Raw genomic sequence first — 23,511 nt, 5'->3', positions numbered from 1 at the left:
TTGTCACGATAGTGGCGGTCCGGCTCCGGGTCAACCGGAGATCCGTCGACGCGAGCGGCGTAGCGTGGAGGCATGGTCACGATTCCCACGGTCACCCTCAACGACGGCGCCACGTTCCCCGAACTCGGGCTCGGCACCTACAACCTGCGCGGCGAGGACGGCACCGCCGCCATCGTCTCGGCGATCGAGAACGGCTACCGGCTGCTCGATTCCGCCGTGAACTACGAGAACGAGGCGGAGGTCGGCGAAGCGGTGCGACGCAGCGGCATCCGCGACGAGCTCATCGTCACGACGAAGATCCCCGGCCGCGACCACGGCTACGACGAGGCGATCCGCAGCGCCGAGGGCTCGCTCGAGCGGCTGGGCCTCGACCGCATCGACCTGTACCTCATCCACTGGCCGAACCCCAGCGTCGATCGCTACGTCGATACGTTCCGGGCCATGATCGCGCTGCGGGAGGAGGGGCGGGTCGGCTCGGTCGGCGTATCCAACTTCACCGAGCCCATGCTGACGCGCCTCATCGACGAGACCGGCGTCGTCCCGGCCGTCAACCAGGTCGAGCTGCACCCGTACTTCCCGCAGGCGGCGCTGCGCGCCTTCCACGCCGAGCACGGTATCCGCACCGAGAGTTGGAGCCCCCTCGCGCGCCGCAGTGAGCTGCTGAGCGAGCCCGTCATCGTCGAGCTCGCCGAGCGTCACGGCGTCACCCCCACCCAGGTCGTGCTCCGCTGGCACACCCTGCTGGGATCGACGCCCATCCCCAAGTCCGCCGACCCGGCGCGTCAGATCGAGAACGCCGACGTGTTCGGCATCGGCCTGAGTCTCGACGAGATCGCCGCCGTGACGGGCCTGCAGCGGGGGCGGCTGTGGGACGGCGACCCCGACACGCACGAGGAGATGTGAGGCCGCCCCGCCCGATCGGGAGCGGACGACCATTGCCCGGTCGTAGGGGCGGGGCGCAGACTCAGTGCGGAGCGTGATACTCGTCGGTGCCGCGCTTCCAGTAGCCCTTGACGACGACGTGGTCGGTGTCGAGCCCCCAGCGCTCGAGCAGCAGCGCCCGGCCGTGCGTGACGATCGACTGTTCCGCCGCGACGAAACCGAAGACGTCACCGGCCGGACGGTCGGTCGCGGTCAGCGCATCCAGGCGGGCGGCGAGAGCGGCCCCGGCCGCCGCGCCGCCGCGGTGCACCTGCTCGACGACCACGCCAGCGGGGGCATCGAGGGGCAGCTCCTGGTCGGCATCCGCCACCTCCACGAGGATGCGTCCCACCGCGTCGGCGTCCATCAGGTGCGTGAAACGCCGCATGGCGGGCACGGCGGTCTCATCGCCCGCGAGCAGCCAGGCATCCGGTCGTCCGGTCAGCACCATCGATCCGCGGGGCCCGCCGACGTCGGCGATCGCGCCGATCTCCGCGGTCGCAGCCCACGGTGCGGCGACTCCCTGATCGCCGTGGATCGCGAACTCCAGGTCGAGCCATCCCTCGTCGGCATCCCACGCCAACGGCGTGTACTCGCGACTGGGGGCCGCGCGCAGATCCTCGACCGACGCGGGCGGGGTGTCGGGGAAGAACACGCGGATGTGGTCGTCCGATCCCAGCGAGGTGAACCCGCGCAGGTCCGCTCCCTCGAGCCGGATGCGGACGTAATCCGCGGTCAGCCACTGCCGCGCCGCCAGATGCACCTGGCGGAAGCGCAGCTCGAGCCCGGCCCGGGACAGCGTGAACGAGGGCGTGGAGGTGGGGGAGGTCATGAACTTAGGTTACCCTCACTCGCCGCCCGGGGCGCCGGGTTACCGCGCCGGCGCGCGCCGGTCAAGCCCCTCCGTGGCGACCTCGTCGATCCGTAGCGTCGCAGCGGAGGGGCGCGGCGGACGGTCGCCGGCCCCCGCACCGGAAGGGAGAGCGACATGAGCGACATCACGGGACAGGACGATCCCGACAGCACCGACACCGACGTGACCCGCAAGCCCGGGGGCCTCGGCCAGGACGGAACGATCCCGCCGGACCCCGACGGCGTCGCGGCCGGTCACACCGACGAGCCGTCGAACTTCAACCAGGAAGAGGACGAGGAGGCGCCGCCGGAGAGCGCGCCCTGACGGCTCGAGGGGATCGCGGCAGCGAGGGGAGCCCAGCCTGACCGTGCGGTCAGAGCTGGGCGCCGTCGTCCCAGGGGACGTCGTCGTTCGGCGTGCGGCCGCGCCACGATTCGTAGGCGATGAGCCAGCCGATCGACGCGAGGTGGCGTCGCATGATCAGGTTAGGCTAACCTGACCTGCGTCGGGTCGCCCGTGGCGACCCTGTGCCGACAGCGAGGCGGCGTGCGACTTCCGCTGCGCACGCGTGCCGCGCCTACCCAGGAGAATCACGCATGAGCAGTACGTTCCGTCGTCTGTCCCTCCCCGCGTTCGCCGTCACCGGCGTGCTCGCCCTCGCCGGCTGCGCCGGCAGCGCCCCGGCCGCCGTCGAGAGCGAGACCGCGGCGCCCGAATCGGTGACCGTCACCGACAACCACGGTGAGCAGACCGTCGCGCTGCCGCCGCAGCGCGTCGTCGCCACCGACAACCGCACCATCACCGTGCTCGACGAGTGGGGGATCGAGGTCGTCGCCGCGCCGCTGGACATCTTCCCGGCGGGCCTGTCGTACAAGGAGGACGGGGCCGACGTCATCAACCTCGGCAACCACGGCGAGCCCGACCTCGAGGCCGTCGTCGCCGCCGACCCCGACCTCATCATCAACGGGCAGCGGTTCGCGAGCTACTACGGCGACTTCCAGACCCTCGTCCCGGATGCCACCATCGTCGAGCTCGACCCGCGAGAGGGCGAGGCGTTCGATGAGGAGCTGAAGCGCCAGGTCACCGTGCTTGGCGAGATCTTCGGCAAGCAGGACGAGGCGGAGAAGATGGTCGCCGACTTCGAGGAGTCGATCGAGCGCGTCACCGCCGCCTACGACGGCACCGAGACGGTCATGGCCGTCATCACCTCGGGCGGCGAGGTCAACTACGCCGCGCCGACGAGCGGACGCACCCTCGGGCCGGTCTTCGACGTCCTCGGCCTCACGCCCGCGCTCACGGTGGACGGCTCCACCGACCACCAGGGCGATGACATCTCGGTCGAGGCGATCGCGGCATCCAACCCCGACTGGATCCTCGTGATGGACCGGGATGCCGGGGTCAGCGCCAACACCGACGAGGCCTACACGCCGGCCAATGACCTGATCGGCACCTCGGAGGCGCTGAAGAACGTCACGGCCGTCACGGCCGGCCACGTCGTCTACATGCCGCAGGGCACCTACCTCAACGAGGGCATCCAGACCTACACGCAGTTCTTCAACGACCTGGCCGACGCGCTGGAGGCGTGAGCGCGACCACCCGCATGATCTCGACTGCCGACGTCGCCGTTCGCCGGCGGTCACGTGGACGCCTGTTCACGTGGCCGCTGGTGGGCGGCCTCGTCGTCGTCGCCGGCCTCGTCACGCTGTCGCTGTTCGTCGGCGTCTATGACATCTGGGGCGCGCCCGACGGCGGCGAGATGTTCCTCATCACCCGCATCCCGCGCACCGTCGGGCTGATCCTCGCCGGTGCCGCGATGGCGATGTGCGGCCTCGTGATGCAGCTGCTCACGCAGAACCGCTTCGTCGAGCCCACGACGACCGGCACCACCGAGTGGGCCGGTCTCGGTCTGCTGCTGGTGATGCTGCTGTTCCCCGAGGCACCGCTCATGGCCCGCATGATCGGCGGCGTCGCGATGGCGTTCGTGGGCACGATGCTCTTCTTCTTCTTCCTGCGCAGGGTCATGCTGACCTCGTCGATCATCGTCCCGATCGTCGGCATGATGATCGGCGCCGTCGTCGGCGCCGTCTCGACCTTCATCGCCCTGTCGACCGACATGCTGCAGAGCATGGCCATCTGGTTCACGGGCTCGTTCACGTCGGTCCTGCGCGGACAGTACGAGCCGCTGTGGGTCGTGCTCATCGTCGTGGTGGCCGTCTTCATCGCCGCCGATCGCTTCACGATCGCCGGCCTCGGTGAGGACGTCGCCACCGGCGTCGGCCTCGACTACCGGCGAATCGTCCTCGTCGGCACCGCCCTCATCGCCCTCGCCTCCGGTGTGGTGACCGTCGTCGTGGGCAACCTGCCGTTCCTGGGCCTGATCGTCCCGAACGTGGTGTCGCTGATCCGCGGCGACGACCTGCGCTCCAACCTCCCCTGGGTCGCGCTGGGCGGCATCGCCCTCATCACGGCGTGCGACATCGTCGCCCGAGTCATCAACATGCCGTTCGAGGTGCCGGTCTCACTCATCCTCGCGATGGTCGGCTCCGTCGTCTTCATCGCCCTTCTGCTGAGGCAGCGTCGCCGTGCCTGACATCCTCACCTCTGTGCCGCCTGCGCCGCCTGCACCGGTGCGCCGCACCGGCGCCTTCCCGACCGCGGCCCACGCCCGCCGCTACACCGTGACGCTCGCGGCGCTCGCCGTCCTCGCGGCGGCGATCGCCCTCGGCATCCTCGTCTGGGACAACCCCGCCCCCGCGGGCAGCGACGGCTTCTGGCGTATCGCGCAGCTGCGCGTGTCGAGCGTCGTCGTGATCGTGATCGTGGCGATCTGCCAGTCGCTGGCGACGATCACGTTCCAGACGGTCACCGCCAACCGCATCGTGACGCCCTCGCTCATGGGATTCGAGTCGCTGTACACGGCGATCTCGACGGCGGCGATCTTCTTCTTCGGTGCCGCCGGTGCGCTCATGGTCCAGGGGGCCGGCCCTTATCTGCTGCAGATCCTCGTGATGCTCGTCTTCTCCGGCATCCTCTACGGCTGGCTGCTGTCAGGCCGGTACGCGAACGTGCAGATCATGCTGCTCGTGGGAATCATCCTCGGCGGCGCGCTCGCGGCGTTCTCGACCTTCCTGCAGCGCCTGCTCACTCCGACCGAGTTCGACCTGCTGACCGCGCGCCTCATCGGCAGCGTCGCCAACGCGGATGTCACCTACCTGCCCATCGCGGTGCCGCTCATGGTGCTGGCCGCCGCCGGGCTGTGGTGGGGTGCGCGGCGGTTGAACGTCCTCGCCCTCGGCCGCCCCATCGCGCTCGGCCTCGGGTCGCCGCAGCGGCGCGACTCGATCCTCGCGCTGCTGATGGTCTCGATCCTCATGGCCGTGTCGACCTCGCTCATCGGGCCCATGACCTTCTTCGGGTTCCTCGTCGCGATGGTCACCTATCAGCTCGCCGACACGTACGACCACCGACGGATGTTCGCGATGTCGTGGCTCGTGGGCTTCGTCGTGCTGGGCGGCGCGTACTTCGTGCTCAAGCACGTCTTCTACGCGGCCGGGTCGGTCGGCATCATCGTCGAGATCGTCGGCGGCACCTTCTTCCTCATCCACCTCCTGCGAAAGGGGCGCCTGTGATCTCGCTCACCGCCGTCGAGAAGCGCTACAGCACCGAGGTCTCGATCGGCCCGGTGGACCTCGACCTGCCGGCCGGCGGCATCACGGCGCTCATCGGCCCGAACGGCGCCGGCAAGTCGACGCTGCTGACGATCATCGGCCGTCTTCTCGACGCGGATGCCGGGACCGTCTCGATCGCGGGACACGACGTGGCCTCGACGAAATCGCGGGAGCTCGCGAAGGTGGTCGCCGTGCTCCGGCAGGAGAACCACTTCGTGACGCGGCTCACGGTGCGTCAGCTCGTCGGCTTCGGCCGCTACCCTCACTCGCAGGGCCGTCTCACCCTCGCCGACGAGGCCGTCATCGACCGCTCGATCGATTTCCTGGGGCTGCAGGGACTCGAGGGTCGCTACCTCGATGAGCTGTCCGGCGGTCAGCGTCAGCGCGCCTACGTCGCGATGGTGCTCGCGCAGGACACCGACTACGTGCTGCTGGACGAGCCGCTGAACAACCTCGACATCCAGCACGCCGTGCAGATGATGCGCCACCTGCACCGCGCCGCCGCCGAACTCGGCCGCACGATCGTCGTGGTGCTGCACGACATCAACTTCGCGGGCCACTACGCCGACCGGGTGTGCGCGATGAAAGACGGGCAGGTGGTCGCGTTCGGGACGCCCGACGAGATCATCCGCGGCGATGTGCTCACCGGCATCTTCGACACGCCCGTCGAGGTGGTCGACGGCCCGCGCGGCCGCCTTGCGGTCTATTACTGAGTCGCAGGTCAGCGGCCCCGGTGGTCCTCGGGCGCCAGGCGCGGCCCGCGGCGGGGCTCGACGGCGCCGCTCAGCCCGATCAGTCGGATGACCCGCTGACGGTGACCGCGCCACGGCTCGAGCAGCGCGCACATGCCGTCATCGTCCACCCGGCGGCCGGTCAGGGCGTACCCGACCTGATGGCACAGGTGGTAGTCGCCGACGCTGACGGCGTCGGCGTCGCCGAAGGCGCGGATGCGGGTCTCCGCGCTCGTCCAGACGCCGACGCCCGGCAGGCTCGTGAAAACGCGGTCGCGTGCATCGCCGTCCGTCGCGGATGCTGCGGCGCGCTCGATCGAGGTGCGCCGTGCCGCCGCGGACACGATCGTCTTCGCCTGCGGCGGCTCGAGCCCGGCGCGATGCCAGGTCCAGCTGGGTATCAGACGCCAATCCGCGGGCGGCGCGAACATGGGCCGCGGCGTCGGTCCCGGCGCGCGCTCGCCGCACCAGGTCAGGATCATGCGCCACGCCCCGAAGGCCTGGAGCCCCGTCACCTTCTGCTCGAAGATCGCGCTGACCAGCGCGTCGAAGACGAGATCGGTGCGCCCGATGCGCAGCGCCGGGTGGCGGCGGTGGACGTCGGCGATGAGCGGATGCCGGTCGGCCTCAAACCCGTCGGGATCGTCCGCCGCGCCGCACAGGCGGGGAAGCTGCTGCAGTGCCCAATCCGCGCCCGGTCCCCAGGCCGCGCCGCGGACACGGTCGCGCTCGACGCGGATCGCGAGCGTCGCGACGCCCTCGGGAGTGCGGCTCACCCGCCAGATGATGCCCTCGTGCACGGTGTGCGAGGGATCGTGCGCGCCGCGCTGCTGATACGCGATCGCCCGGCGGGCGTCGATCGCGACGCGGGGTCGGTACTCGGTCTCCAGGGGCCGGTCGGGCGCGGCGCGCGGATCGCGCGTCTGCGTCGGCATCCGCACCCCGCTCTTCATGCCGTCAGCCTAAGCGACCGCCACCGACATCCCTCCGCCGCCTCGCGGGGTGGGGAGGGGGGACGACGCCGCGCGTGGCCTCAGAAGCGGTCGGGCGAAGGCGTGCCGTGACCGTAGCGGATGACGACGTCGGCGTGGCGGTCGAACCGGTAGCCGATGCCGCGCACGGTGCGCACGACGTCCTCGTAGCGGCCGAGCTTGGCGCGCAGGCGCCGCACGTGCACGTCGATGGTGCGCTCGCCCGGCGCCTCATCGGCGTCGGCGTGGCTCCACAGCGACGAGACCAGCTCGGTCCGCTCGATCGTGCGGCCCTCGCGGAGCACGAGGTACTGCAGCAGCTCGAACTCCTTGAACGTGAGGGCCGCCGACTCGCCGTCGATGTGCACGCGGCGGCGGGAGATGTCGATGGTGACGCCGCCGGGGACGTGGTCCTCTTCGGACTGCTCGTTCTTCGTGCGTGCGACGGCGCTCGGCTCGTGCAGGGCGAGGCGGACGACGTCGACGTCACGGCCGCCGGCGCCGACGGGCGCCAGCGCGACGGTCGCGTAGGTCTCGGCGTGTGGGGCGAGCTCGCCGAGCGTGTGGCGCAGCGCCTCGACCAGCGTCGACAGCGAGACGCCGTCGGCGGCGGCTTTGGCCTCGTCGATGCCGACGTACAGCGCGAAACCGCGCGGCGCGGTGCCGACCCGGATGCTGCCGGTGGTCGGAGCCGGGGTGACGGGGGCGGGCGTCTCGACGGCGTGGAGGTGGCGGACGGCGGTGGGCTGGGCGAGAAGAGCGGCGTTCGACATGGTGACGTGTCCTTTGGGAGGAACCCGGAGCTGATGCCTCGACGGGTTCGAGTGTGTTGCGATGGCCGGCGGGAAATGGTTCCCAGAGCCGATGTGCGAGCGATCCGGAACGTGCGTCGTGGGCGGTTCGGGATGCTCGGGGGTGCGACGGCGCGTTCCTGAAGACTCAGGTCGGCAGCGGCGGGTGCACCCGGCGGGGTTTACCGTGTCAGCGACACATTCGGCAACACATGACAACGCGCGGCATCATGATGCCGGCAGTTCCGTTCGCCTCCCGGGCGGACAGAGTGCGTGCGATGTCAGTCATGCGCCTGATTATGACGAACCGCGTCGCGATGTGTCAAACCGCACGGATGCCGCGGCGCCCGCATGACGGAATATGACAGATTGCTCAGCCCGCGCGTTCCCGCGAGAATCGACGGATGCTTGAACCCGCCCCCGCGCCGCGTCTGGGGGATCTGCTCTCACCCGGCACGCCCGGCGGCGCCGACGCGATCGTGTGGATCGACCATCCCCGCCGGGTCGTGATGCGTCGGGTGGTGGCGCGGCCAGCGCGAGGTCGACGCGTGGCTCGCGTCGCTGCCGCGCACCGGTCACACGGACCCGACGGGCCCGACCGGGCGTACCGTGGAGGAATGACCGCTTTCACGTTCACGGATGAGAAGGACCAGTCGCGCTACACGCTCCACCGCGGCGATGACCTCGTGAGCGTGCTCGACTACCGCGACGACGGGCAGACCCTCGCGATGACGCGGGCGTACACGATCCCCACCTTCCGCGGGCACGGGTACGCGGGCGAGCTGGTGGCGCGGGCGGTGGCGGATGTCGCGGCGCGCGGCGACCGCGTCGTCAGCCCCGTCTGCTGGTACGTCGCCGACTGGTTCGCCGCGCATCCCGAGCACGCCGGGCTTCTCGCACAGCGTCGCGCCGGCTGAGACCGCGCGGGCTACCCGCGTCTCGCGGTCGGGTCAACCCCCTGCGCGCCCCGCGATCGACCCACGAGAGTGGTTCCACGACAGTGAGGAGCGCATCATGGGCAACGACCTTCCCGAGGGCGTCGTGAACGCCGAGCCGTCCGGCGGCTGGGAGAGCGGCGACGCCGCCGACGCGGAGACCACCGACGCGGAGACCACCGACGCGGAGGCCGCCGACGCGGAGGCGACGGACGGTTCCTCGGAATCGGCCGTCGAGGGCGGCATCCGCTATACGCCGGAGGATGCGCAGGCGGATGCCGCGGCATCCGGCGCCGGTGCCGTCACCGTGCCGGATCAGTTCGTCGAGAGCGCCGAGATCCAGGCGGGTATGGACCCAGACCTGCAGACCGACGCCCAGTCCGAATCCTGAGCGACCGGGTCGCCCGCCGCCGTCACCGGTCCAGCCAGCGGCGCAGCTCGGCGACGGTGGGCTCGGCGGTGCGGATGAGGGTCTCGTGGTGGTGCCCCTCGACGACGAACGAGGTGGCATCGGGGATGGCCGCGACGACCTCGTCGAACCACGGCTGTGGCACGACGACGTCGAGCTCGCCCCGCACGACGAGCGTCGGAACGGCGATGCGCGGATAGGCGTCTTCCGGCCGGTGTACGAGCATCGCGTGCATCTTGCGGCGCAGGTGCGGCCCCGCGCGCAGGTATTCCCGGCCGCCGAGCAGCAGCACCTTGACGCTCTCACCGAGCAGGTCCCGCCCGAGCCGCCACAGCTGCGTCAGCGGGTGGCGGTGATGCCGGTCGACGGTGGGGGCGACGAGCACGATCCGCTCGACGGCATCGGGGTGGCGGACGGCGACCTCGGTGACGACCTGCGTCCCCATCGAATGGCCGAGGAGGATCACGGGACCACGGCCGAGGTGGCGGACGTACGCCGCGACGAGGTCGGCGAGGCGTTCCATCGCCGGCGTGCGCTCCGGCTCCGGCGCATCGCCGTAGCCGGGCAGGTCCACCGCGACGACGAGCGCGTCGCCATCGAGGTGCTGCACCAGGTCGGCGAACACCTTGCGCCCCATGCCGATGCCGTGCACCAGGACGAAGGTGCGCGTCGCGGCTCGGTCGCCGCGCTCCTCGGCGATGAGCGTCGCGCCGTCGTGGGAGAACTCCTCGATGCGGCCGTCGTCGGAGGGCACGCCGGTGATCTCGTCGATCGCGCGGTCCACGGCATCCGTCGCCTGCTCGACGACGTCGGATGCCGTGTCGGCGGCGGCCTGGAGGGGGCTGTCGTCGGTGGGCATGGATCGAGGCTAGAGCCTGGTCGGCGTCGCACGCTGAGCGTACGGTGAGGGCATGTGCCGCGCCGAAGAACCGAGACGAGGAGGCGAAGGCGCGCGAGCGCTCCGCCGACCGGTACGAGGCGCTGCGCGCCTTCGAGGCGGCCAAGCGAGCGGAGCGCGCGGCCTCATGAGTCGCCGCGGGGCGGACGCATCGCGGTGCCGACGCGCATAGCCTGGAGCCGATGACCTCGCCGCAGACCGCCAGCATTCCGCTCGATCACGCCCAGCGCTGGCGCGCGTTCTGGGTGTGCGTCTCCGTCGCAGCCCTCACGATCCTCGACCTCAGCAAGGTCAATGTCGCCCTGCCCTCGATCGAGTCGGCGTTCGGCGCCGGCTCCACGCAGCTGCAGATCGTCGTGTCGGGCTACGTCCTCATGTTCGGCCTCGCGCTCGTCCCGTTCGGCCGCCTCGGCGATCAGCGCTCCCGCAAGACGCTGTTCCTCGTCGGGCTCACCCTCTTCCTCGCGATGAGCGTCGTGTGCGCCCTCGCGCCGACGGTCGAGATCCTCATCGCGGGTCGCCTCGTGCAGGGGCTCGCCGCCGGCATCCAGATGCCGCAGGTCCTGGGGACGATCCAGCAGATCTTCGTCGGCAAGGAGCGCGGCCAGGCTTTCGGCCTGTTCGGTGCGACGATCGGCATCGCGACGGCGATCGGCCCCACTCTCGGCGGGCTCATGATCGCCGTCGGCGGCGCTCAGGACGGCTGGCGCTGGATCTTCTGGATGAACGTGCCGCTGTGCCTCATCGTCATCGCCGGCGTCGTGGGGCTGCTGCCGCGCACCCGGCGTCCCACCCCCGGGAAGCTTCAGCTCGACCCCGTCGGCCTGACGCTCCTCGCGCTCACGATCATCACCCTGATGTGGCCGTTCCTGTTCACGACGGGCTCGCCCGACGACGATCCGCGCCGCTGGTGGACCCTCGTGCTCTTCGTCGTGTCCGCGACGGCGTTCACGTGGTGGGAACGGCGGTACGCGGCATCCGGCCGGTCCCCGCTCGTGCCCTTCCGGCTGTTCTCCATCTCGTCGTTCCGCAACGGCACGCTCGTCGTGACGACCTACTTCACCGCGATTCCGGCGATGTTCCTGCTGACGACGCTGTTCCTGCAGGCGGGCGTGGGCCTCGAGCCGGTGTACGCGGGCATGGTCTCGATCGGCTTCGCCGTCGTCAGCGCCGGATCGGCGTGGATCGGCGGCAACCTCGTGGGGCGCCTCGGGCGTCCCCTCGTCGTCGGCGGTCTCGTCATCGTGCTCGTCAGCATCGTCGCGCTCGCGATCGTCGCGTACACCGTGCCGGCGGATGCCGTGGCGTACGCGATGGCGGGTGTCATGGCGATCGCCGGTGCCGGGGCGGGCCTCGTCGTCGCGCCGAATCAGACCCTGACCCTCGCCGACATCCCCACACGCTCGGGCGGTCTCGCGGGATCGGTGGGTCAGCTCGGCCAGCGGATCGGCACCGCCGTCGGGACGGCGGTCGGCCTGTCGCTGTTCTACTCCACGATCTACCGCGAGAGCGACGCCGACCACCACGGGCTCGAGGTCTACCACGACGCGTACGCGTACGGCATGGTGGCCGTCGGCATCTTCGTCGCCCTGGCGCTGCTGATCGGCGTCATCGACCTCGGCGCCCGGCGGCGCGCGCAGCGGAGCTGAGCTGGCCGGTCTCACGCCGTCCGCCGCGGGTCTGCCGGGCGATGTCGGGGGTCCGATTTAGCGTGGGAGCATGCGCATCCTGCACACCTCCGACTGGCACATCGGGCGGACCTTCCACGGTCACGCCACGCTCGATGCGCTGCGCGGTGTGCTCGAGACCCTGACGGCGCAGGTCCGCGAGAACGAGGTCGACGTCGTCGTCGTCGCGGGCGACGTGTTCGACTCCGCCACCCCCGCGGCGGCCTGCTACACACTCCTCAGCGACACCCTGCGCGCCCTCGCCGACACCGGTGCGCAGGTCATCGTCACGAGCGGCAACCACGACTCCGCGGCGCGGCTGGGGTTTCAGGCAGGACTGCTCCGCGACGGCATCCACGTCCTCACCGATCCGTCCCGCATCGGCGATCCCGTCACGGTCAGCGACGCGTTCGGACCGGTGCAGTTCTACGGCATCCCGTTCCTCGAACCGGCGCTGCTGCGCGCGCAGTGGCCGGGCGTCCGGTCCCAGGCCGAGGTGCTGGGACGGGCGATGGACATCGTGCGCGGCGACCTCGCCGTCCGCGGCGGGCGCTCCGTGGCGATCGCGCACTGCTTCGCGGCCGGGGTCGAGCCGACGCCGCACCTGGAACGCGACATCCAGCAGGGCGGCCTCGACGTCGTGCCGCTGTCGGTGTTCGAGGGCGTGGACTACGTCGCGCTCGGGCACATCCACGGCCGGCAGCAGCTCGCCCCGCGGGTGCGGTACGCCGGCGCGCCGCTGCACTACAGCTTCGGCGAGGGCGACAAGCCGCGCGGCTCGTGGCTGATCGACCTGGATGCCGAGGGGGTCGCCGACGCGACCTGGCTCGCCCTGCCGGTGCCCCGCCGCCTCGTGACGCTGCGCGGGCCCTTCGAGGACCTGCTGACGGGCGCCGCCCACGCCGACGCCGAGGACGCGTGGGTGTGCGTCGAGTACACCGACGCTCTGCCCGCTCGCGACCCCCTGCGCCGCCTGCAGGAGAGGTTTCCGCACTGCGCCAAGGTCGTCCACGTGCCGGAGGTCCTCGCCGCCGGCGACGTTCGCAGCTACGCCCAGCGCGTGCGCGCGGCGCGCAGCGACGCGGAACTCGTCGACGCGTTCCTCAGCCATGTCCGCGACGGCCAGGGGACCACCGACGCCGAGCGTGAGCTGCTGCGCGACGTGCTCGACGAACGGGTGCGCGCGGAGGCACTGGCGTGAAGCTGCACCGGCTCGAGCTGACCGGGTTCGGCCCCTTCCGGCAGACGCAGGTCGTCGACTTCGACGCGTTCGACGATGACGGGCTGTTCCTCATCTCGGGGCGCACCGGAGCGGGCAAGTCCAGCATCCTCGACGGCGTGAGCTTCGCGCTGTACGGCACCGTCCCCCGGTACGAGGGCGGGGAGAAGCGGTTGCGCAGCGACCACAGCTTCCTCACCGACCCGACCGAGGTGCGGCTGGAGTTCACGGTCCGCCAGACCCGCTGGCGGGTGACGCGCGCTCCGGAGTACGACCGACCGGCCAAGCGCGGCGGGGGAGTGACGACCGAGATCGCGCGCGCGGAGCTCGAGGAGCTCGTCGACGGCACCTGGGTCGGGCGGGCGGCGAAGCCCCGCACGGTCGGCGAGGTGCTCGGCGACGTGCTGGGGGTGAATGCGCAGCAGTTCCAGCAGGTGATCCTGCTGGCGCAGAACAAGTTCTCGCGTTTCCTGCTGGCGCCCGGCGAGGAGCGGCAGACGCTCTTGCGGACGCTGTTCGGCACGAAGCGCTTCGAGCAGTACCGCGACGACCTCGAGCAGCGACGGCGCGACGCGCAGCGTGAGCTGTCGGCGGTCGACGCCCGCGCGCGGACCCTGCTCGGCGAAGCGGAGCGCCTCATCGACGAGGGCGGGCTCGCGGACGGCCGCGCCGACGGCGAGGAGCGTCCGGTGGACCTCGCGGATCGCCGCGCCGCCGCCGATCACTCCCTGCAGCGGGCCGAGTACCGCGTCGAACAGGCCGCCACCGCGCAAGACCGGGCCGATGCCGCCCACGCCGCCGCGGCCGCCGCGCATGCTGAGCTCGTGCACCGCGCCCAGCGCGGGCGCGACCGCGCCGCTGCGCGCGCCCGCCTGACCGAGCTGCAGGAGCGCGAGCCCCTGATCGCCGCCGACCGGGCACGCCTCGAGCGCGCACGCGCCGCGGCGACGCTGCGTACGCCGCTGGAGACGGCGGAGCGCGCCGAGCGCGCGCACGCCGACGCGGTCGCTGCGGCCGCGTCGGCGGCTGCCGCCTGGCGCGACGCCGGCGGTGACCCCGGGGGAGACGTGCGCGCCACCCTCGATGCGCTGACGGGCGAGCTCGCCCGCTGGGAGGCCGCCCTCGCGCACGAAGCGGACCTGGGGCGCGCGGCGGCGGCGGTCCGCGACCTGGAGCGCGAGCGGAGCGCCGTCGGCGAACTGCTGACCGCGATCGATCAACAGCTCGCGCTGATCCCCGACGAGCGCGCGGCGATCGATGAACAGCTGGCCGCAGCCGATCACGCCGCGAGCCGCGTCGCGGATGTCCGCGCCACCCTGGCCGGGGCCGTCGACGTGCGCGACGCCGCCCGCGAGGCGGCGACACTGGCGACCGAGGTCGCCGCCGCGGAATCGGCGTACGCCGACGCGGTCGCAGTGGCGGGGGCAGCTGGCGCCCGGGTCGGGGAGCTCCTGCGGCAGCGCCTCGCCGGCTACGCCGGTGAGCTCGCCGCCGGACTGGTCGCGGGGGAGCCGTGCGCCGTCTGCGGGTCCACCGAGCATCCGCGACCCGCGCACCGCGCCGGAGACCCGGTCACCGACGACGACCTCGCCGAGGCCGAACGGGCCCGCGATGTCGCCGCCGCCGCCGAGAAGCAGGCCGCCGGCGTCGCGCACGAGGCGCGACAGCGTCACGCCACCGTCCGAGAGCGTTCCGGAGGCATCGCGCCCGACGCGGCAGCGGCAGCGGTGGCGGCGGCGGAGGCGCAGCTGCGAGCCGCCGAGGAGGCGGCCGCGGCCGCCGCGGCGCTGCGCGACCGACGCGCCGAGCTGGACGAGCTGACGGCTGCCGCGGAGACCGAGCGGGCCGCGCTCGCCGAGCGCGCCCTGCGGGCCGGGGAGCAGCACGCCGCCGTCGCGGCCGATGCCGCCCGACTGGAGGCGATGGTCGCCGAGGCGCGCGGTGGGTACGACTCCGTCGCCGTTCGTCTGGCCGCGACCACGGTGCAGCGCGACGCCGCCCGCGCGCTCGTCGACGCCGACGCCGCCCTCGCGGAACGGACCCGTTCCCGCGATGCCGCCCGCGCCGATCTGCAGGCGCTGCTCGCCGCGTCGCCGTTCACGTCGGCCGACGACGCTGTCGCGGCACTCCTGGAGGAGTCGGCGCTCGCGACCCTCGACGCGACGATCGCCGAACACCGCGCCGCCCTCACCGCCGCGAAGCAGCGCCTGCTCGATCTCGAGCTCGACACCGCCGGCGATGACGTCGATGAGGCGCAGCTCGCGGCATCCGCCACGGCCCTCGCCGACGCCGACGCGGCCCGCTCCGCCGCCATTGCTGCACACCGCGATGCGGTGGGCACCGCCGCGCGGCTGCGCGGACTGCTCGCGCAGACCGATGCCGCCTACGCCGACGTCGCCGAGGCCGCCGAGGCCGCCGCGATCGTCACACGACTGGCCGATACGGTGGCCGGCCGGGCGCCGAACACGATGAAGATGGACCTGGAGACGTTCGTGCTCGCCGCGGAGCTCGAGGAGATCGTGGCCGCCGCCAACATCCGCCTCGCGGAGATGTCGTCGGGGCGCTACACCCTGCACCACTCCGACGCGCGCGCGGCGCGGGGCCGTGCGTCCGGGCTCGGCATCGACGTGCTCGACGCGCACACCGGCCGACTGCGTCCGCCGCAGTCGCTGTCGGGAGGCGAGACGTTCCTCGCGTCGCTTGCGCTGGCCCTCGGTCTCGGTGAAGTGGTGACCGCGCGCGCCGGCGGCATCCGCCTTGACACCCTCTTCGTCGACGAGGGGTTCGGCTCACTCGACCCCGAGACGCTCGAACTGGCGATGCGCACGCTCGACGAGCTGCGCGCCGGCGGCCGCACCGTCGGGGTGATCAGCCACGTCGAGGCGATGAAGGAGCAGGTGCCGGCCCAGGTCCTCGTCGAAGCGACGCCGGAGGGCCCGAGCGTCATCCGACAGGATGCCGCGGTGCGCCGGTAGTCCGGCCCGCCCGCGTTTCCGGGCCGGCGCCCCTGCCCGCCCCTACTGCAGGTGCGCCTCCGCCGACGCGAGGATCTCCTGGTACAGCGAGCGCAGCTTCTCGATGTCCTCGTCGGACGCGCCGCTGCCGGTGAAGGTCTGGTCGACGATCTGGTCGATGCCGGCCTCGCCGCTGACCAGCAGGGCCTGTCCGATCATGACGAGGGTCTCATCGGGAAGCGCCTGCGCGACGACCTCCGGCGTGGCGCTCGGGTCGATCTGCGCCATGATGTCGTTGACCTTCGGCCGGACCTCCGCGAGGAACGCCGCCTCGTCCGCCGTCGCGGCGTCGTCGGTGGCACCGTCGTCGGTCGCACCGTCCTCCGCGCCGCCGGAGATCTCGGAGGTCGGGGTCGGCGCCGGCACGACGCCCGTCGAGCCCGAGTCGAGGCTCGTTCCCGCCGCCGTCAGTCCCGTGACGACGATGGCCCAGATCAGGGCGAACGCGCCGATGGTCGCACCGACGACCGACAGCACCAGAGCCGTGATGCTGAGGGGCTTGCCGCCGTTGCGCTTGCCCGCCAGGCCCACGATCGCGAAGACGAACGCGGCGAGCAGGACGAGGCCGCCGATGATCACGGCGATCAGGCCCACCCATGCGACGGGGATGAGTCCGATGAGGCTGAGCACGATGCCGACGATGGCGAGGCTGAGGGCGGTCCACGCGACGCCCTTGCTCCGCGTGTCGGGGCCGGCCGGAGCGGGCGCATACCCCGGCGCCTGCCCGTAGGGCGCCTGTCCGTAGGGTGCCTGCCCGTAGGGCGCCTGCGGCGCCTGTCCGTACGGGGCTTGCGGTGCGGGCGGGTACGCCTCGGTGGGCTGCTGATCCGCGGGCGGGTACGCCTGGGTGGGCTGGTCGTCCGCGGGGGTCGGGCGGTCGGCGGGGTCGATGGGCGGGGTGGTCGACATGGCCATCTCTCGTCTGTCGGGGGCATCGATCGTGCCGCGGCGTCGCCCTCGGCGGATGCGTCGGCGGTACATCGAGACTACCGATCATGAGCGGGCGCGGGTTTGACACGATCGTCCGGTGCCCGCGTCGGCGCGATCTGGGACAAGATGTGAGGCAACGGCATCCCCGATGCCGCCGAGACGGTGAAGGAGCGACATGACACTGCAGACGGTTCTGCTCGATACCCCGGCCGGCGTCGACGCGCGCCTGGGATGGGACCCGGGCACGACGGTGCACGACCGCCGCCGGATCATCGCGAAGGAGCTCATCGCGGCACGCCTGCACTGCGAGGTCAAAGACGTGCGGATCGAGCGCGAAGCGCCCCGCGGCTTCGGCTATCACACGCGCCTCATCGCCTCCAAGGACGGCGAGGAACTGCCGATCGCGATCGTGACCGCCAGCTACCGCGCCGCCACGGTCGTCGCGATCTGCGACCCGGGTCTGCCGCTGGGCATCGACATCCGCGACATGACCCCCGAGCCCGCCGACATCCGGCAGATGCAGAAGCATTCGCGCCTGTTCGACGAGAGCAACATCCCCGACCTGCTGCAGCACTGGGTACGGGTGCAGGCCGTGCTCGAGGCCGACGGCCGGGGTGTGCGCGTCTCGCCCGAGCTCGTCCGGCTGGATGCGGGGCGCCACCGCGGCTGGATCCCCGATCGCAAGATGAAGTACACGCTCGTCGACGCGTCGCGCGACAGCTGGGTCATCACGATCGCGGTGGGGACGCTGCCCGCCGCCTGATCCGGCCCGTCAGCCGGCGAGATCCGGCAGCGCCGTGTCGAGCTCGGCGAGCCACACCGCGGCGTTGCCGTCGCTGGGCGCGCGCCAGTCGCCGCGCGGGGACAGCGAGCCCGCCGGCAGCACCTTTGGCCCGTTCGGGATCGCGGTGCGCTTGAACTGCGCGAAGCCGAAGAAGCGCGTGAGGAACGCCCGCAGCCAGCGCACGATCTCCTCACGGTCGTACGTGTAGCGGTCGGATGCCGGGAACCCGGGCGGCCAGGCGCCGGCATCCGCATCCCGCCACGCGTGCTCCGCGAGGAACACGATCTTCGACGGGCGGAACCCGAAGCGCAGCACGTGGAACAGCGCGAAGTCGTGCAGCGCGTAGGGGCCGATGGTGTCCTCGGTCGACTGCACCTTGCCGTCCTGCCCCGCCGGCACGAGCTCGGGGCTGATCTCGGTGTCGAGCACCGACTGCAGCACCGTCTTCGCGGCATCCGTCAGGTCGGTGCCCGACTCATCGGACGCGGAGTGCGCGATGACCCAGCGGATGAGGTGCTGGATGAGTGTCTTCGGAACGCCCGCGTTGACGGCGTAGTGGCTCATCTGGTCGCCGACGCCGTACGTCGCCCAGCCGAGCGCGAGCTCGGAGAGGTCGGAGGTCCCGACGACGAAGCCGCCGTTCTGGTTCGCGAGGCGGAACAGGAAGTCGGTGCGCGCACCCGCCTGCACGTTCTCGAAGGTCACGTCGTACACCGGCTCGCCGCCGGCGAAAGGATGCCCGATGCCCTTCAGGATCTCGGTCGCCATCGGGCGGATGTCGATCGTCTCGATCGACGCGCCGATCGCCTCGGCGAGCGCGATCGCGTTGGAGCGCGTGTGGTCGCTCGTCGCGAAGCCGGGCATCGTGTACGCGAGGATGTCGCTGCGCGGGCGGCCCATCCGGTCCATCGCGCGCGCGACGACGAGGAGGGCGTGCGTCGAGTCGAGGCCGCCGCTGACGCCGATGACCGGCTTCGGCGACCCGATCGCGCGCATGCGCTGCTCGAGGCCCGACACCTGGATGTTGAACGCCTCGTAGCAGTCCTGATCGAGCCGGGCGGCGTCGTCGGGGACGAACGGGAACCGGTCGAGCGGGCGCCGCAGGCCGAGGTCGGACGCCGGCGGCTGCACCTCGAACGCGATGCGGCGGCCGTTCGGCCAGCTCTGCACGCGGTTGTCGTCGAACGTGCCCTGACGCAGACGCTCCTGGCGGAGCCGGTCGAGGTCGACGTCGGCGTACGCCGTGCGCGGCCCGTCGGGGAAGCGCTCGGTCTCGGCGAGGAGGTTCCCGGCCTCGTAGATCATGGTCTGGCCGTCCCACGACACGTCGTTCGTCGACTCGCCCTGTCCGGCGGCGGCGTACGCGTAGGCGGCGAGGCAGCGGAAGGACTGCGACTTCGCGAGCAGGTGGCGGTCGTCGGCGCGGGCGACCGTGATCGGGCTGCCGGAGAGGTTCAAGAGCACCGTCGCTCCGGCCAGCGCCGCCCGCGACGACGGCGGCACCGGCACCCACATGTCCTCGCACACCTCGGCGTGCACGACGAGCCCGGCGACGTCGGTCGCCTCGAAGAGCAGGTCGGTGCCGACCGGCACCTCCTCACCGGCGAGCGTCACGGAGTCGGGCGCCTCGGCCCCGGCGGCGTACCAGCGGGCCTCGTAGAACTCGCGGTAGGTCGGCAGATAGCTCTTCGGGGCGATCCCGAGCATGCGCCCGCGGTGGATCACGACGGCGCAGTTGTACAGCCGGGCCCCCAGGCGCAGCGGCGCGCCCACGACGAGGAGGGGGCGGAGGTCGGCGGATGCCGCGGTGAGGCCCGCGAGCGCGGCGAGGACGGCGTCGAGCACGGCATCCTGCATCACGAGGTCGTCGATCGCGTACCCCGTCAGGCACAGCTCAGGAAAGAGGGCCACGGCGGCCCCCGCCTCGTGAGCCTCGCGAGCAGCGGCCAGGACGGCGTCGGCGTTGCGGGCGGGGTCGGCGATCGCGACGGGGATCGTGCACGCCGCGACGCGCGCGAAACCGTGACGGTACAGACTCTCGAACGGCAGGTCCTCGCTCACGGCTCCAGTCTGTCAGGTACGCGCGCTCGTCAGGGTGCGGGCGGCGCGGCACCGTGTCGGCGCCCGCGGCTAGTGTCGATCGCGGAAGGGTGACATGCGATACATCGAAGCAGGCGCGGCCGGGCCGGCGCGGATCGTCTGGAGCGCGAGCGACCTGAAGGCGGCGGCGGAATGCGAGTTCGCGTGGCTGCGCGCCATCGACGCCAAGCTCGGACGCGTGCCGGCGGTCGTCGAGCCCGAAGACGCGACGCTCGCCCGCGCCGGCCGTCTCGGCACGCAGCACGAGCTGCGCCAGCTCGAGGCGTATCGCACCGCTTTTCCGGGGGAGGGTCGCGTCGTGGAGCTTCCCGAGACCCGGTCGTCGGATGCCGAGGCCGTCGCCGCGGCGGTCGCCGCGACCACCGCCGCCCTCGCCGATCCCGCCGTGGACGTCGTCTACCAGGCGGTGTTCGCCACCGATGAGTTCGTCGGCTTCGCCGACTTCCTCGTGCGCGACGCGGCGGCGGGTGCGCCGGAACCGTGGGTCGTGCAGGACACCAAGCTCGCACGGCACGCGCGGGTCACGGCGCTCATGCAGCTGGCGGCATACGTCGATCAGCTCGATCGGCTCGGCGTGCCGCACCGCGACCGCGTCGAGCTGCTGCTGGGTGACGGCAGCACCTCGGTCCACGCAGTGCGCGACCTCATGCCGGTGTTCCGGTTGCGCCGTGAGCGGCTCCGCGCCCTCATCGCCGACCGCGACCTCGCCGCGGGTGCCGGCGGCGCGCCGATCGCGTGGGGCGATGAGCGCGGAGCGCTGCGCGTCGTCACGTGCGGCCGCTGCGCGACGTGCGACGCCGAGGTCACCCTGCACCGAGACCTGCTGCTCGTCGCCGGCATGCGGCCAGTGCAGCGCGACCGGCTGCGACTGGCCGGCATCCGGACCATCGATGACCTCGCCGAGGCGCGAGAGGCGCCGGAGCGCATGTCGGTGGATACCTTCACCGGGCTCCGCACCCAGGCGCGGCTGCAGCTGACGAGCCCCGCGGGCGGCGTGCAGCCCGCGCCGGCCGAGGGGCACGCGGTGCCGACGTACGAGGTCGTGCTCCCGCAGGCGATCGGTGCGCTGCCGCGCCCCGACCATGGCGACCTGTTCTTCGACTTCGAGGGCGATCCCCTCTACACCGAGACCCCCGCCGCCGGCGGGGCACCGCAATGGGGCATCGACTACCTGTTCGGCTGGGTGGACGACGCCGAGCAGTACTCCGCGCTGTGGGCGCACGACTTCGCACAGGAGAAGCAGGCGCTCGAGGACTTCCTCGACGTCGTGGCGCTGCGTCGGCGGCAACACCCGGGCATGCACATCTATCACTACGCGCCGTACGAGCCGACGCATCTGCTGGCGATGGCCGCGCGGTACGGCGTGCGCGAAGCCGAGGTGGACACGCTGCTGCGGGAGGGCGTGTTCGTCGACCTGTACCCGATCGTGCGGCGGGCGCTGCGCGTGGGATCCCGGTCGTACTCCATCAAGAAGCTCGAACCGCTGTACATGGGCGACGAGGTGCGCACGAGCGACGTGCAGCGCGGCGACGACTCGATCGTGAAGTACGTCGAGTCCCGCGCGCTCAGCGATGCCGGGGAGGATGCCGAGGCGCAGACGATCCTCGACGACCTCGCCGACTACAACCGCTACGACTGCGTCTCGACCCGACGCCTGCGCGACTGGCTCGTCGAGCGGGCGCGCGAGGCGAACCTCCGGCCGTCGGCCGACATCGATGCAGCGGAGCGTCCCTACGAGCCGTCGCCCCGGGCGGAGGCGCTCACTCGCCTCGCGGACGCCGCGGCATCCGCCGCCGATCTCGACGAGCGCGCGGTCACCGCGCTCCGGCTGGGGGCCGCGGCGATCGACTACTACCCGCGCGAGGCGAAGACCTTCTGGGCGACGCATTTCCTGCGCCTGCGGGAGCCGGTGTCGATCTGGGAGGACACCCGCGACGTCGTCGTCTTCGACCATGACCGCTGCCGCGTGCTCACCGACTGGCACATCCCCGAGGGTGCGCGCGTGCAGCGCCGTGTCGTCGAGCTGCGGGGCGACCTCGCGCCGGGCACCAAGCTCACCGCCGACTCGTCGACGTTCGTCGTCTACGAGCTGCCGGCGCCGTTCCCCATCGACACGAGTCCGCGGTGGATCCACGCCGCCCGCACCGTCCGCGTCGTCGACGTGCTCGATGACGGCGTCGTCGTGGAGGAGAACGCGATCCAGGGCTTCACCTGGCAGGATCTGCCCATCGCCCTGACGCCGCCCGCGCCGCCGCAGGCGGGCAGTCAGCAGGCGGCCATCGACCAGTGGGCGGACACGCTGATCGAGGTCGCGCCGACGGCGTCCGGTTCCTTCCCGCACGACGCCGCCACCGATCTGCTGCTGCGGCGGTCGCCACGCACCGCGAGCGGCGTACTGCCGCGGGGCGGCGCCGACGACGTCGAGAACATCGTGCGTGCCGTCCACGAGCTGGACCGCAGCTACCTCGCCGTCCAGGGGCCGCCGGGCACCGGCAAGACCTACGTGGGATCGCACGTCATCGCGCGTCTGGTGGCCGAGCGCGGCTACCGGGTCGGGGTCGTCGCCCAATCGCACGCCGTGGTGGAGCACATGCTCGACCGCATCGTCGTCGCCGGCGTTCCGAAGGCGCAGGTCGCGAAGGCGACGAAGGGCACACCCACCGGCGCGGAGTGCTTCACCCCCATCGCGAAGGACGGCTACGCGGCGTTCGCCGACGAGCATCCGGAGGGGTTCGTCATCGGCGGGACGGCGTGGGACCTCAGCCATGCCGGGCGGGTCCCGCGCGGCAGTCTCGACCTGCTCGTCATCGACGAAGCCGGCCAGTTCTCGCTCGCCTCGACGATCGCCGTGTCGGTGGCCGCGCAGCGGCTGCTGCTGCTGGGCGACCCGCAGCAGCTGCCGCAGGTGAGTCAGGGCACCCACCCCGAGCCGGTCGACACCTCCGCGCTCGGCTGGGTCATGGACGGGGCCGCGGTCATCGCCGACGACCGCGGGTACTTCCTCGCGCAGACCCGGCGCATGAGGCCCGAAGTCGCCGCTCCCGTGTCGGAGCTGTCGTACGAGGGCCGGCTCGCGGCGCACCCGAGCACCTCGGCGCGGCACCTCGCCGGCGTCACGCCGGGGGTCGTCCCGGTGCCGTTCGGTCACACCGGCAACGCGACCCAGTCCGCCGAAGAGGCCGCCGCGGTCGTCGGGATCGTCCGCGACCTCGTCGGGCGGTCGTGGACGGCGGGGGAGGATGCGGCGCCACGCCCGCTCGCCCCCACCGACCTCATCGTGGTGACCCCGTACAACGCGCAGCAGGTGCTCGTCGAGGAGGCGCTCGTCGCAGCCGGGTTCGGCGCCGTGCCGGTCGGCACGGTCGACAAGTTCCAGGGGCAGGAGGCGGCGGTCGCGATCGTGTCGCTGGCCGCGTCCAGCGGACGCGACGCGCCGCGGGGACTGGAGTTCCTGCTGCTGCAGAACCGCCTCAACGTCGCTGTCTCCCGGGCGGAGCACACCGCATACATCGTGTACGGAACCGGACTGCTCGACGACCTGCCCCGCACGCCGGACGGCGTCGCGAGGCTCAGCGCCTTCGCCCGGCTCGTCGGCGCGGATCGGCCGTAGACTCGCCACA

20 protein-coding genes are annotated in these 23,511 nt (G+C 72.1%); 14 read left to right on the top strand and 6 right to left on the bottom strand.

From position 1 onward, the window contains the following. Window positions 1-72: 72 nt before the first annotated feature. Window positions 73-903, top strand: a complete 831-nt coding sequence (locus ACPYN4_RS08695) for an aldo/keto reductase (protein ID WP_239281029.1) — start codon at window positions 73-75, stop codon at window positions 901-903. A gap of 61 nt (window positions 904-964) precedes the next feature. On the opposite strand, the gene ACPYN4_RS08690 is transcribed toward ACPYN4_RS08695, so the two are convergent. Then, window positions 965-1,753, bottom strand: a complete 789-nt coding sequence (locus tag ACPYN4_RS08690) for a siderophore-interacting protein (protein WP_424446135.1) — start codon at window positions 1,751-1,753, stop codon at window positions 965-967. 156 nt (window positions 1,754-1,909) lie between these two features. On the opposite strand from ACPYN4_RS08690, the gene ACPYN4_RS08685 reads away from it, so the two are divergent. The 5 genes from ACPYN4_RS08685 to ACPYN4_RS08665 all read left to right on the top strand — a co-directional run bounded on the left by ACPYN4_RS08685 (window position 1,910) and on the right by ACPYN4_RS08665 (window position 6,155). Then, window positions 1,910-2,098 carry a hypothetical protein gene (locus ACPYN4_RS08685; protein WP_239281026.1) on the top strand — a complete coding sequence of 63 codons (189 nt, stop codon included), beginning with the start codon at window positions 1,910-1,912 and terminating at the stop codon, window positions 2,096-2,098. Window positions 2,099-2,370: 272 nt separating this feature from the next. Beyond that, window positions 2,371-3,360, top strand: a complete 990-nt coding sequence (locus ACPYN4_RS08680; protein WP_424446134.1) for a siderophore ABC transporter substrate-binding protein — start codon at window positions 2,371-2,373, stop codon at window positions 3,358-3,360. A gap of 14 nt (window positions 3,361-3,374) precedes the next feature. Then, window positions 3,375-4,364, top strand: coding sequence for an ABC transporter permease (locus tag ACPYN4_RS08675; RefSeq protein WP_424446187.1), 990 nt, complete (start codon window positions 3,375-3,377; stop codon window positions 4,362-4,364). Next, entirely contained in the window at window positions 4,357-5,403 is a 1,047-nt protein-coding gene (locus tag ACPYN4_RS08670) for an iron chelate uptake ABC transporter family permease subunit (protein WP_424446133.1), read from the top strand. Before ACPYN4_RS08675 ends, ACPYN4_RS08670 begins: the two co-directional genes overlap by 8 nt. After that, window positions 5,400-6,155, top strand: a complete 756-nt coding sequence (locus ACPYN4_RS08665; RefSeq protein ID WP_076689469.1) for an ABC transporter ATP-binding protein — start codon at window positions 5,400-5,402, stop codon at window positions 6,153-6,155. Before ACPYN4_RS08670 ends, ACPYN4_RS08665 begins: the two co-directional genes overlap by 4 nt. A gap of 8 nt (window positions 6,156-6,163) precedes the next feature. Here the strand turns inward: ACPYN4_RS08665 and ACPYN4_RS08660 are convergent, their stop codons facing one another. Next, window positions 6,164-7,126: a DNA-3-methyladenine glycosylase family protein gene (locus ACPYN4_RS08660; RefSeq protein ID WP_424446132.1), complete on the bottom strand. Its 963-nt coding sequence runs from the start codon at window positions 7,124-7,126 to the stop codon at window positions 6,164-6,166. 80 nt (window positions 7,127-7,206) lie between these two features. Then, window positions 7,207-7,917 (bottom strand): winged helix-turn-helix domain-containing protein, encoded by a 711-nt coding sequence (locus ACPYN4_RS08655; protein ID WP_424446131.1) that lies wholly within the window; start codon window positions 7,915-7,917, stop codon window positions 7,207-7,209. A gap of 635 nt (window positions 7,918-8,552) precedes the next feature. On the opposite strand from ACPYN4_RS08655, the gene ACPYN4_RS08650 reads away from it, so the two are divergent. Both ACPYN4_RS08650 and ACPYN4_RS08645 read left to right on the top strand, forming a co-directional pair. Continuing rightward, on the top strand, window positions 8,553-8,852 hold the full coding sequence (locus ACPYN4_RS08650) for a GNAT family N-acetyltransferase (RefSeq protein ID WP_424446130.1): 300 nt from the start codon (window positions 8,553-8,555) through the stop codon (window positions 8,850-8,852). Window positions 8,853-8,949: 97 nt separating this feature from the next. Beyond that, window positions 8,950-9,261: a hypothetical protein gene (locus ACPYN4_RS08645; RefSeq protein WP_424446129.1), complete on the top strand. Its 312-nt coding sequence runs from the start codon at window positions 8,950-8,952 to the stop codon at window positions 9,259-9,261. A gap of 22 nt (window positions 9,262-9,283) precedes the next feature. Here ACPYN4_RS08645 and ACPYN4_RS08640 read toward each other — a convergent pair whose 3' ends face one another. After that, on the bottom strand, window positions 9,284-10,138 hold the full coding sequence (locus tag ACPYN4_RS08640; RefSeq protein WP_424446128.1) for an alpha/beta fold hydrolase: 855 nt from the start codon (window positions 10,136-10,138) through the stop codon (window positions 9,284-9,286). A gap of 44 nt (window positions 10,139-10,182) precedes the next feature. On the opposite strand from ACPYN4_RS08640, the gene ACPYN4_RS08635 reads away from it, so the two are divergent. The 4 genes from ACPYN4_RS08635 to ACPYN4_RS08620 all read left to right on the top strand — a co-directional run bounded on the left by ACPYN4_RS08635 (window position 10,183) and on the right by ACPYN4_RS08620 (window position 16,038). Beyond that, window positions 10,183-10,308: a hypothetical protein gene (locus tag ACPYN4_RS08635; protein ID WP_424446127.1), complete on the top strand. Its 126-nt coding sequence runs from the start codon at window positions 10,183-10,185 to the stop codon at window positions 10,306-10,308. Window positions 10,309-10,359: 51 nt separating this feature from the next. Beyond that, complete coding sequence (locus ACPYN4_RS08630; RefSeq protein WP_424446126.1) at window positions 10,360-11,826, top strand: MFS transporter; 1,467 nt, start codon at window positions 10,360-10,362, stop codon at window positions 11,824-11,826. Window positions 11,827-11,896: 70 nt separating this feature from the next. Further along, a complete protein-coding gene (locus tag ACPYN4_RS08625; RefSeq protein ID WP_424446125.1) occupies window positions 11,897-13,045 on the top strand; it encodes an exonuclease SbcCD subunit D in 1,149 nt (382 codons plus the stop codon). Continuing rightward, entirely contained in the window at window positions 13,042-16,038 is a 2,997-nt protein-coding gene (locus tag ACPYN4_RS08620; protein WP_424446124.1) for an AAA family ATPase, read from the top strand. Before ACPYN4_RS08625 ends, ACPYN4_RS08620 begins: the two co-directional genes overlap by 4 nt. 42 nt (window positions 16,039-16,080) lie before the next feature. On the opposite strand, the gene ACPYN4_RS08615 is transcribed toward ACPYN4_RS08620, so the two are convergent. Continuing rightward, on the bottom strand, window positions 16,081-16,986 hold the full coding sequence (locus ACPYN4_RS08615) for a hypothetical protein (protein ID WP_424446123.1): 906 nt from the start codon (window positions 16,984-16,986) through the stop codon (window positions 16,081-16,083). Window positions 16,987-17,182: 196 nt separating this feature from the next. Between ACPYN4_RS08615 and ACPYN4_RS08610 the strand changes: the two genes are divergently transcribed. Continuing rightward, window positions 17,183-17,770: a hypothetical protein gene (locus tag ACPYN4_RS08610; protein WP_424446122.1), complete on the top strand. Its 588-nt coding sequence runs from the start codon at window positions 17,183-17,185 to the stop codon at window positions 17,768-17,770. A 9-nt stretch (window positions 17,771-17,779) separates the two neighbouring features. Here the strand turns inward: ACPYN4_RS08610 and ACPYN4_RS08605 are convergent, their stop codons facing one another. Then, on the bottom strand, window positions 17,780-19,852 hold the full coding sequence (locus ACPYN4_RS08605) for an NAD(+) synthase (protein ID WP_287271584.1): 2,073 nt from the start codon (window positions 19,850-19,852) through the stop codon (window positions 17,780-17,782). A gap of 94 nt (window positions 19,853-19,946) precedes the next feature. Between ACPYN4_RS08605 and ACPYN4_RS08600 the strand changes: the two genes are divergently transcribed. Then, window positions 19,947-23,501, top strand: coding sequence for a TM0106 family RecB-like putative nuclease (locus ACPYN4_RS08600; RefSeq protein WP_424446121.1), 3,555 nt, complete (start codon window positions 19,947-19,949; stop codon window positions 23,499-23,501). Window positions 23,502-23,511: the final 10 nt, after the last annotated feature.

This window comes from Microbacterium sp. CH-015 (assembly GCF_049707015.1).
In the GTDB taxonomy this organism is placed as follows: Bacteria; Actinomycetota; Actinomycetes; order Actinomycetales; family Microbacteriaceae; genus Microbacterium; species Microbacterium aurum.
Note: the sequence above shows the minus strand (reverse complement) of the source record. Positions and strands in the feature narration are given on the sequence as shown.